Source organism: Aminivibrio sp. (assembly GCF_016756745.1).
Lineage (GTDB): Bacteria > Synergistota > Synergistia > Synergistales > Aminobacteriaceae > Aminivibrio.
Genome location: NZ_JAESIH010000073.1, coordinates 1 through 10,343 on the forward strand (window position 1 = coordinate 1; position 10,343 = coordinate 10,343).

10 protein-coding genes and 1 riboswitch are annotated in these 10,343 nt (G+C 60.5%); of the genes, 4 read left to right on the forward strand and 6 right to left on the reverse strand.

Going from position 1 to position 10,343, the window contains the following annotated elements:
• Positions 1–119 precede the first annotated feature (119 nt).
• The 4 genes from JMJ95_RS12510 to JMJ95_RS12525 all read right to left on the reverse strand — a co-directional run bounded on the left by JMJ95_RS12510 (position 120) and on the right by JMJ95_RS12525 (position 2,728).
• The gene (locus JMJ95_RS12510; RefSeq protein ID WP_290685882.1) at positions 120–347 is read right to left on the reverse strand and encodes a hypothetical protein; all 228 of its coding nucleotides are present in this window, start codon (positions 345–347) and stop codon (positions 120–122) included.
• A gap of 35 nt (positions 348–382) precedes the next feature.
• On the reverse strand, positions 383–1,333 hold the full coding sequence (locus JMJ95_RS12515) for a magnesium transporter CorA family protein (RefSeq protein ID WP_290685885.1): 951 nt from the start codon (positions 1,331–1,333) through the stop codon (positions 383–385).
• Between the two features lie 571 nt (positions 1,334–1,904).
• On the reverse strand, positions 1,905–2,144 hold the full coding sequence (locus tag JMJ95_RS12520) for a GIY-YIG nuclease family protein (RefSeq protein WP_290685888.1): 240 nt from the start codon (positions 2,142–2,144) through the stop codon (positions 1,905–1,907).
• Positions 2,145–2,161: 17 nt separating this feature from the next.
• Entirely contained in the window at positions 2,162–2,728 is a 567-nt protein-coding gene (locus JMJ95_RS12525) for a manganese efflux pump MntP family protein (protein ID WP_290685891.1), read from the reverse strand.
• Between the two features lie 151 nt (positions 2,729–2,879).
• Here JMJ95_RS12525 and JMJ95_RS12530 point away from each other — a divergent pair, with 151 nt between their 5' ends.
• Positions 2,880–5,540: an EAL domain-containing protein gene (locus JMJ95_RS12530; protein ID WP_290685894.1), complete on the forward strand. Its 2,661-nt coding sequence runs from the start codon at positions 2,880–2,882 to the stop codon at positions 5,538–5,540.
• Here JMJ95_RS12530 and JMJ95_RS12535 read toward each other — a convergent pair.
• Positions 5,533–6,165: a hypothetical protein gene (locus tag JMJ95_RS12535; protein WP_290685896.1), complete on the reverse strand. Its 633-nt coding sequence runs from the start codon at positions 6,163–6,165 to the stop codon at positions 5,533–5,535. The two genes, JMJ95_RS12530 and JMJ95_RS12535, sit on opposite strands and share 8 nt — an antisense overlap.
• Positions 6,158–6,925, reverse strand: coding sequence for a ParA family protein (locus tag JMJ95_RS12540; protein ID WP_290685899.1), 768 nt, complete (start codon positions 6,923–6,925; stop codon positions 6,158–6,160). Before JMJ95_RS12540 ends, JMJ95_RS12535 begins: the two co-directional genes overlap by 8 nt.
• A 183-nt stretch (positions 6,926–7,108) precedes the next feature.
• On the opposite strand from JMJ95_RS12540, the gene JMJ95_RS12545 reads away from it, so the two are divergent.
• The 3 genes from JMJ95_RS12545 to JMJ95_RS12555 all read left to right on the forward strand — a co-directional run.
• Positions 7,109–8,596, forward strand: a complete 1,488-nt coding sequence (locus JMJ95_RS12545; RefSeq protein WP_290685902.1) for an HD domain-containing phosphohydrolase — start codon at positions 7,109–7,111, stop codon at positions 8,594–8,596.
• 41 nt (positions 8,597–8,637) lie between these two features.
• Complete coding sequence (locus JMJ95_RS12550; protein ID WP_290685906.1) at positions 8,638–9,069, forward strand: thioesterase family protein; 432 nt, start codon at positions 8,638–8,640, stop codon at positions 9,067–9,069.
• 10 nt (positions 9,070–9,079) lie between these two features.
• Positions 9,080–9,164: riboswitch (cyclic di-GMP riboswitch) on the forward strand.
• Positions 9,165–9,244: 80 nt separating this feature from the next.
• On the forward strand, positions 9,245–10,343 hold a 1,099-nt coding region (locus JMJ95_RS12555; RefSeq protein WP_290685908.1), incomplete at its 3' end, for a Cache 3/Cache 2 fusion domain-containing protein.

Here is a 10,343-nt window from a genome sequence, read left to right on the forward strand (position 1 = left end):
GGCCTGTCCCAAATCCGCAGGCAGATAGAGAAGAAGGCTAGAGAAGTAGGGTGGGGACGAGCCCGGAGCTTCCGGGGAAATGAAAGGGGCCTCCCCTTTCACCGGGAAGGCCCTTGTACCTACCTGAAAAAAGGCAGAATCAGCCGCCGCTCCACGATCATCCTCACCAGGAGGGAGTCGGACCAGTCTTTGCCGATGTGAAAGAAATGAAACAGGAAATCGCCGAGGACAACGATGAAAAAGAGGGCGATGACCGACAGCAGAAGGGCGGCGATCTGTTTGCGGAGCACGCGTTTTTTCCCAAGGTACTCCCAGGGCTCCCTGTCTTCCCTTCTTTGCTTCGTCATCTTTTCACATCCCCTCCCTCCCCGTTCAGGGCGCTTTACAGCATGTGCTTCTTCCAGAGCAGGAAGGCGGAACTTCCCGCGAACAGGGCCGAGATGGCCAGAACGATCCAGAAGCCGTGGGGGTGTCCTCCGAAGGGCATGTGGACGTTCATTCCCCAGAAGCTGGCCACCCCGGTGGGAATGGCCAGAATAATGGTGATCGAGGCGAGGAATTTCATGACCATGTTCAGGTTGTTGGAGATGATGGAGGCGAAGGCGTCCATCATGCCGCTGAGGATGTTGCTGTACATCTGCACCATCTCATAGGCCTGATCGTATTCGATCTTCACGTCCTCCAGGAGTTCCTCGTCCTCCTCCCTGACCTTGACGATCTCGTGCATCTGGGAGTTGGCGCAGAGCCGGATGAGCTTGTCCACCACCGAACGGTTGGACCTGAGGGCGCTGGTGAAGTAGGTAAGGCTCTTCTCGAGGTCAAGGAGCTGGAAGAGCTCCTCGTTCCTCATGGACTTCCTGAGATTGGCCTCAATGGCGTTGGAACGTCGGTCGATCTGGACCAGGTACTTCAGGAAGAGAGTGGCGGCGCGGAACAGCACCTGGAACAGGAAGCGGGTCCGCTTGAAGGTGCTGAAGGCATTCAGGGATGCCGGAGAGGACGGGATGACATCGTTCTCCTCAAGGGCGACGGTGACGATATGTTCCGTGGTGATGACGACGCCCATGGGGATGGCGTCGAACCTGAAGTTCCCCTCCACCTTGGGGATGTTGATGACCACGAGAAGGCAGGTATCATCGGCCTCGATACGGGAGGCTTCCTCAGGGTCCAGGGCCGCTGCCAGAAAATCGGCGGGGCACTTTACTGTACGGCTCACCGCCTCGATCTCTTCCTTTGTCGGAGCCGTCAAATCGATCCAGGCCCCGGCCTCCAGAGTTTCAAGGGTCAGGGGACGGCTTGTTTTGTCGGGAAAGGTTTTCAGAATGGAAATCATGGAATCAACCCCCTTTGCGGATGTTCCTCCGTCCGGTCGGGAAATGCAGGAACCGGAGGGTTTGAAGCTGTCGGGGGCGATAAAGGAGGGACGGGAACTACCCTTGAGCCTCCCTTCACGCCCGGCGGGCGCCGGACGCGAAAAACCGTCAGGACGCCCTCAGCGGATTGTGCCGCACAACGGTTCCGGTTTCGGGCTACTCTCGCTTTCCATGCTGGTCTCCCCTTCCTGTTCGTGAATAGTTTATTATATTATAGCCCTCCCTCTCCCGGAGATACAAGAGGAACACCGGACCCTAAATCCGCTCATTTTTCAGGCAGAGGGAGTGTCGCCGGGCATACGGTGAATTCGCCCTCCCCAGGGGCGAAGAGATCTCGCTCCGCGCTCCTTGCGGAGAGGCCCCTGAGGAAGGGCGCCTGAGGCGAGAGAAACCGACACGGATGTCTGTTTCACAGGCAGACAGCCGGCGAACGCGGGGAGCCGCGGAACTCGCCTGGGCAGTTGTCACGGACGACAATCCGCACCCCCCGCCCAAGCGAGTTCCGGTGACGCTCCCCGCTGAGGTGCGGATTCAGGCGGACCACTCCGCCGCCAGAGTTTCCTTCTTTCGCCTGGAAAGCCTCTTGATGGCCCGCTCCCGCCGGAGGGCGTCATTCTTCGAGGGAAGGCGCTCGCAGAAAACAAGCTCCACCGGGCGCCGCCCCGCCGTGTACCGGGCCCCCCTGCCGAGGTTGTGGGCCTCCACCCTAGCGGCAAGGTCGAAGGTCCAGCCCGTGTAGAGCGTTCCGTCTGCGCAGAGCACTATGTACACCCAGGCCTCCCCGCCTGCTACCCCATGAGATGGACCCTCAGGATGTTCACGCCGATGAGGCAGAGCACGAGCCCTCCGGCGAACTCCACTTTCTTTCCGAAAAGCCGCCCCACGCGGAATCCCGCCAGCACGCCGCCGAAACAGGCGAAGGCCGTGATCGCCCCGGACCATGAGGCCAGCACCATTACCGGTGCCCCCACGGCGGCGAAGCTCACCCCCACGGCGAGGGCGTCGATGGATGTGGCCACTCCCACCGTCAGGAGGGCAATGCCGCAGGAAGGATCGGAGGGAGGACAGGTGGGGTCCTCGGGCTTGAAGGACTCGCGGATCATGTTGCCTCCCACGAGGGCAAGGAGCCCGAAGGCCACCCAGTGGTCATAGTCTGAAATGAAGACCATGAAGCGGCTGCCCAGGAACCACCCGGCCAGAGGCATGGCGAACTGGAACCCGCCGCAGGCCCCGGCGACCCTGAGGGCCGCCGCGCCTCCCGTGGCCGCTCCGAGGCACGCCCCGATCCCGAGGGACACCGCCAGGGCATCCATGGAGAGGGATGCGGCTGAAAGAAGCATCTCGAAAAAATACATGGGAAAACCGACCTTTCAGGGGACAGTATAGGACGACGACCTTGACTTAAGAATACCATTTTTCGGCTGTTCCGTCTCCCGGTCCGCTCCGTGCCGGAGGTACTATAATCCTCAGGATGGGTGTCATTATTCCAAACAAACGATGAACTACATGACTGAAAGGCGTGTTTCCGTGTCCATCCGGAAGAGAACTCTCATTATCATCGTTTTCTCCATGCTCCTCTTCCTGGGAGGCGTGTCCGTTCTGTCAGGCCGTCTTGTCATGGAGAGCTTCATTAAACTGGAAGAAGACTCCATCTCCGGAAATGCGGCCCGCGCGGAGAACATGCTCCTCAGGGAGGCGGAGGGGCTGCTCTGGGTGAACCGGGACTGGTCCTTCTGGGACGACACCTACGCCTATATGGACGACCTGAACGAAGACTACGTAAGGATCAACCTCCAGCCCGAAACACTGGAAACCCTCCATCTCTCCGCCATGGTCTTCCTGACCCCCGAAGGGGAAGTGCGCTCCGCCGCCCCCTCTCCGTCGGAAGGGGGGGCCGCCTTCATGGAATGGATCCGCTCCAACGGCGCCATCGTGGCTTCCAGGTCCGGCTACGAAGGGTTCTCGGGCTTTTTCCTCCTGGAGGGACGGCTCTTCATGGTTTCCGGAGCCCCCATTCTCAGGAGCGACGGGACGGGACCGTCAAAGGGCGTTCTCCTCTTTGCCAGAGAGGTGGGGGCGGAAGAGGCGGAATCCCTCTCCCGGTCGATTCTTCTGCCGCTCAAAATCCACAGGGCGGAAAGCACGCTCCCGGCGGAACTGGGGGGGATCCTCGCTTCCATGGAGTCCACGGGAGTTTCCTTCCTTTCCCGGCCCCTGTCCTCCGAAGTGATCTCGGGCTTTTCCCTCCTGCGGGATCTCCGGGGTACCCCGGCCGCCCTGATAGAGATCACCTCGCGGCGGGACATCTTCCTCCAGGGAAAAAAGACCGTGCTCCAGTTTTTCCTCTGGCTCACCCTCTTCGGCGGCTTCCTCACGGCCCTCATCCTCTTCCTTCTCAAGAAAACCGTCACCGACAGGCTGGAGAACACCAGGGCGATCCTCGAAAGAATCGCTTCCAGCGGCAGGGTGGGAGAACGGATGCCCCTTTCGGGCAGCGATGAGGTCACCTCCCTCTCCGGCTCCATCAACTCCATGCTCTCTTCCCTGGAGCGGCTCGTGGAAAACATCCCCGACCCACTGTTCCTCTCCGACAACGGGTGCATCGTCCACGCCAACCGGGAGGCCCGCTCCGTCCTGAAGACCGGGAACCACGTTCCGGAGGGGAAAAGGCTTTCTTCCTTCCTGACGGAGGAAAAGTCCGGCCCCGCGCCGGGAGACACGTCCCCCATCTTCGAGGGGAAGCTCATTCCTCCCGGAGGACCGGAAATTCCCGTGGAAATCCACCGCCAGTCCTTCCTCCTCGGCGAACGGACTCTCACCCTCTCGGTGGCCAGGGATATTTCGGCCCGCAAGGAGCTGGAGGATTCCCTCCGGAGGATGGCCTATTTCGACGACAAAACAGGGCTTCCGAACCGCACCCGGTTCCTGATGCTGGCCGACGAGGCCATACGGTCCGGGGAAACCTTTGCGGTGGCCCTCCTGGATATGGACAGGTTCCGCCTCATCAACGACATGATCGGCCCGGCGAAGGGGGATGATCTCCTCAGGGAGTTCAGCCGCAGGATCCAGGGCGTTCTGTCTCCCGGTGACGTGGTCGCCAGGGTGGAAGGAGACGCCTTCGGCATCATTCTCAGGAAACGGGGAGCCTGGGAAGAGACCTCGCCGGTCCTGACCCAGGTGAAGAAAGAAGTCATGACCCCTCTTTTCGTGGATGGGCAGACGATCTTCCCCAGCGTGAGCATGGGGGTTCTGCCCGAGGCACACAAATGTGTATCCGCGACTGCGGTCCTGGCAAAGGCCGAAGTTGCGCTGCTTCGGGCCAAGGGCCGGGGGCTCGGGCAGATTGCCCTTTCCCGGGAGGACGAAGCGGCAGGGTCCCGGGACATCCTCACGGCGGAGGGGCAGCTCCGGAAGGCCCTCGAGCAGGGGGAGCTGATCCTTCACTACCAGCCCATCGTCCGAATGGGAACCAAAAGGACGGAGGGGTTCGAAGCCCTGGTCCGGTGGAGGCACCCCGACCGGGGACTCATTCCTCCCGGCGAGTTCATCCCCCTGGCGGAGGAGACAGGACTCATCACCGAGATCGACTGCTGGACGGCCGGACAGGCCTGCGGGGACATCGCCCGCTTCGCCGCCCTTGCGGGCGGCGGCAAGCAAATGAAGGTCTCGGTGAACGCCTCTGCCCGCTCCATCCTGGAAGGGGATTACTGTGCCCGTCTCGCCGCGGAAAAGAAGGCGGCGGGGATCTCTCCCCGGCTCCTGACGGTGGAGATCACCGAGGGAGTACTCATCGGAAGCCCGGCCGCAGCGGCAACCTCCCTGGAAACCCTGCGGAAGGAGGGGATTTCCGTGGCCCTGGACGACTTCGGGACCGGATACTCGTCCCTGCAGTATCTGAGCAGACTGCCCATCGACAGGCTGAAAATCGACGGCAGCTTCATAAGGAGACTGTTTACGGGCGACGGAGACCGCCGCCTGGTGAAGGGAATCCTCACCCTCGCCTCCGACCTGGGGATGGAAACCGTGGCGGTGTGCATCGAGCGGGAGGATGAATATCTCTGGACCCTGGAGCAGGGAGCTACCTACGGCCAGGGGTACTTCTTCGGGCACCCCAGGCCGTTCGAAGAGGCCGTCCTATCGCTTCTGCCGGAACAGCCTCTTATCTGAAGACGGAAATCAGCCCCGTCTCGTCCCATTTGATGAGACAGACCAGAGGTTCCCGGATCCGGACGCTTGACCTCACGTGAAGGAGGGGCTTCCCCGGCTCTTCCAGCAGGAAGAGAGTGAACCGGTCCCGGGGCATGGTGCGGAAATCCTCTCTCCGCTCCACCAGGTCCAGGGGAAGAAATTCCGTTTCGGCAGCCCCGAAGAGCTTCTCCCACAGGGGACGGTCTTCCGGGGCCAGCATTTCCAGGATGGAATCAATGTTTCCGGGGAGGTTTTCTTCCCCTTTCTTTTCAGAAGGCTTCTCCGGAGCGGGGGAGGATTTTTTCGTCCGGCTCCGCAGGGCGGGCGTTTTTTTCTCCCCGGCGGTCTTTTTCTCCCCGGGCGACTTCTTCGCTGCAGCCGCCGACGCCTTATTTTCCGGTGAAGCTGTCCTGCCGGCCGCTGCAGCGGTCTTTTTTCCGGCGGTTTTCCCGGTCTTCCCCGACGGAGCCTTTTCCGCAGCGGTCGCCCCTTCTCCCGAAACCGTTTTTCCTTCCGTCTTCCCGGAGGAGGAAAGGGTTTCTTCTCCGACGAACACTTCTCCCGTGGAAAGGTAATTTTTCAGGCTGGGCCTTTTTTTAGCCATTGTTCTTCCACCTTTCGAGCAGTTCATCGGCCACCACCGAGTAATCGAGGGCGCCGTTGCTTTCAGGATCGTAGCCGAAGACGGAGACCCCCGCGCCGCCGGCCTCCACGAGGCTGATGTTCCGGCGGATGTAGCGTGAGAACACGATGTCCCCGAAATGGCTTCGGACCTCCTTCTCCACTTCCCTGTTCATGATGATCTTGGGGTTGTGCCTGGTGAGGAGTACCCCTCCGATGGCCAGCCCCTTGTTCAGCCTCCTGCGGAAAAGCTCCACCGTCCTGGAGAGGAGGCGGAGTCCGGCAAGGCTGAAAAACTCGCTTTCCAGGGGGACAATTACCTCGTGGGACGCCGCGAGGACGTTGCGGGTGAAAATGCCGAGCTGGGGGGGGCTGTCGCAGAAGACGCAGTCGTATCCGGAGAGATCGGCCGACTCCAAAGCATCCCGGAGAAGAGTGTCCCTCCCGGGTTGGCTTTCGATCTGCATCTCGGCCATGGCAAGATCGAGGGTGCTTGGAACCACGTCGACCCCCTCCCGGGAAACTTTGACTTCTTCAAAGGAAGTGTCTCCGAGAAGGAAGTCGTAAATATAGGGGTGATCCTCCGGAACGGAGATCCCGAATCCGGCGGTGAGGTTGCTCTGGGGATCGAGGTCGAGGGCCGCGACCCTGAGCCCTCTCCGGGCAAGGGCCACAGCCAGATTCTGGCACGCGGTGGTTTTCCCCACGCCCCCCTTCAGATTGCAGAATCCGACGATTCTCATGAAAAACCTCCTCGATCAGGGGATGTAAAGTAAAGTACCATGACCGTCCAGTACAATATAACAAGAAACGACGCGAGGGGAAAGAACTGTTTTTTTTCTGTCCCGGAGTATAATCGACCGTATAATAATATAATGCATTTTTTCAGGCACACATTTTTTCAGGCACAGAAGGAGGACCTTTGAATGGACCAGACAGACGCCGCTCCCGGGAACGGGAAACAGGGCTTCGATTCCGGGGAGCTCTTGACATGCCTTATGGCGGGAATAGCAGAATTCGTCTTTATCCACACGCTTGCCGGGAAGATCCGGGAGGTCAATTCAGCGGCGGCAAAGGGACTCGGCTTCACGACCCAGGAACTGCTGTCGTCCGACATGACCGCAGTTCTCGCCTCCCCGCCGCCCTTCCGGGTGAAACAGGCCTGGAAAAACCTGGATAGAGGGCACCCTTTTTCCGCGGAAGGAATCGTCCGGCGGAAGGACGGCACGTCCTTTCCGGCACTACTTTCCTTTTTCCCCCTTATCCGGGGTAACGAACCCGCCGTTCTGACCATCGCCAGGGATATTGCCGATCTCAAGGCCGCCGGAGGGGGCCTTTCCAGGGAATCCTTCAAGGACCCTCTTACCGGGCTGTACAACAGGGCATTCTTCGAGGATGAGCTCAAGCGGCTGGACTGTGACCGCCAGCTTCCTCTCAGCATCATCATGGGAGATCTCAACGGCATGAAAATGGTCAACGACGCTTTCGGCTACCAGGCGGGCGACGCCATGCTGAAGGCCGCGGCAAAAGTCCTGAGGAAAATCTGCAGGAGCAGCGATCTCCTCTTCCGCTGGGGAAGTGATGAATTCGTCATTCTGCTTCCCCATACCCGGGAGGATGACGCGGCCTCCATCGTCTGCCGCATCGAGGATGCCTTCCGAAAGATCCAGGTGAAGGACATGCCCGTCCCTCCCAGCATGTCCCTCGGGTACAGCGCGAAGCTCCACCGCTGGCAGGATTTCGCCAACGTCTTCCGGGACGCCGAAGAAGACATGTACGAAAAGAAGACCTCGGAAAGCAGAAAGATCCGGGAGACGATCCTCGAGAGCATCTTTGCGTCCCTTGCGGACACCACGCCTGAAACGGCGGAACACAACCTTTCGGTAAGGCGGCTCTGCCGGATGCTGGGCATGCGGCTCGGCCTGGAAAGACCGGACCTGGAAAAGCTGGATCTCGCCGCTTGCCTCCACGATATCGGGAAGGCCTCCATTCCTTCGAGAATCCTGTCCAAATCCGGTCCCTTGACGGAGGAGGAATGGGAGGATGTAAAACGCCATGCCGAGGCAGGATACAAGGTGGCCTCCTCCGCCACCCCGGATGTTGCCTCCGTGGCAGACGAAATTCTCTCCCACCACGAACGGTGGGACGGCACGGGGTACCCTTCCGGCATCCCGGGAGAGGACATTCCCCTGCTCTCCAGGATCATTGCCGTAGCCGACGCCTTCGACGTCATGACCCGCGGAACCCCCTACCGGCCCGCCAGAAGCAAGGACGACGCTCTCAGGGAAGTGAAGGAACAGGCGGGACGGCAGTTCGATCCGAAGATCGCCGCCCTTCTCCTGGAAATCCGGGGAAAAACTGACGAAGAAACTGACGATCAATTGTTCCCGGCGAGGGATCTTACTGTAGAATAGACGGCAGAGGGAGTATATCCACAAGTAAGGAGGAATGTTCCATGCTGAACCTTTCCGAACTCCTGCAGACGGGGCTGAGCGCCGAGGTGAAGAAGACGGTGGATCTGGAGGACACCATCGGCAATGCCTCTCCCTACCTGAACCAGTACCTTTCCACGTCGGCATGCGCCGCCCTGGCCGTTCAGGCCGCAATGGCGGTGACGGGAAACCTGCTTCCCGAGGGGTACATCTCCGTGGGGCGGAGAATCGACCTGGAACACGAGATCCCGGCCATGCTCGGGACCACCGTGACCGTGAAGGCGGTTCTCCGGGAAGTTCGGGGAAACAGGCTCGTCTTCGACGTCACGGGGACCGACGCTCTCGGGACCATTTTCCGCGGAGTCAACGAACGAGTTGTGGTGAACCGCTTCGGCCTGGACGAAAAAGCGGAGGAACGGGCCCAGCAGCTCAAGGAACTCAAGGAACGACTGTAGCGTTCATCCGCGCCCCATAGGGCAAACCGGGCGAAAGCCCGGGACGCAAAGCTTCGGGTCTACAGCCTTCGGGCCATGACAGCCGGGCCGCCGGAGGTAGATTTCGCAAGAACAGCCTTCGATCGCCGCAGGCTGTTCTTGTTTCACCATCACCTTCAGAGGGGGGAGTTTTTCCTTGAAACTGAACAGACTCGCAACACGCATTCTGGCCGTAGTCATCGTTCTCCTTGCACTGGCAGTGGGAGGCATCGGGTTTTATGCCATGCACATCGGCGGGCAGGGGCTCGAGGATTCGGCCCGGCAGTACGAGATCACCCTGGCGGAATCCCTGTCCTACCGAATGGACGCCACGTTCAACAAGTTCGACGGCATGCTCAAAGCCCTTTCGGCCCTTGTCACCACAAGGTTCACTACCCTTCCCGATCCCGAAGTGGCGGACATCGTGGTTCCCCAGTTCGGCGCCCAGAACGGCAAGTTCATGACCGACCTCGGAATACAGTCACCGGAAGCCCGGAGGCTGTTCATCATCTTCAACCCTGAGATCTACGGCACCGAAAAGACCTTCATGGTGGCCTTCGAGCGGGCGGATCCCGGGTCCCTTTTCATGTTTCTCGACGGGAAGAACATGTCCCCCGCCCAGCTCATCGACAGGAAGGACCCCTCCACGGCATGGTTCTGGAGGCCCCTTGACACCGTCGCTCCCTACTGGGGGGACATCCAGCGTTCCGAGAGCGGCGAGGAAGTGGTGGTCTATTCCCAGCCGGTCCTCATCGACGGCCGGGTTGCCGCCGTCGTCGGAATGACCTTCTCCTTCGACTTCGTCCGGGCGGTTCTTGATTCGGTAAAAATCTACGACACGGGGTACGCCTTCCTCCTCAACCGGGATCTGAAATATCTCCACCACCCCACCCTGAAATTCGAGGGCCCGGGATTCCGGGAAGTGGTTGACGGGAGCTTCGCCCAGTACGCCGACGGCATACTCAGCGAGAAAAAAGGACGGATAGACTACCTGTGGAACGGAGTCCCGAAGACCATGTCCTACTGGACCCTGGCGAACGGGTACGTCGTCTTCGTGGCGGCAGACGTCAGGGAGTCCCTCTCCGCGGTGGGAGCCATGCGCCGGGCGGTCTACATCGGCATAGTGGGCGTCCTCGTGGTGGCCTCCATCGTGGTCATTCTTTTCTCCCGGAGCCTCGCCCGGCCCCTCCAGGCGGTGGCCGAGCGGGCCCGGTACGTGGCCGAGACCGGCGACCTCACCGCCTCCATAGAGGCGG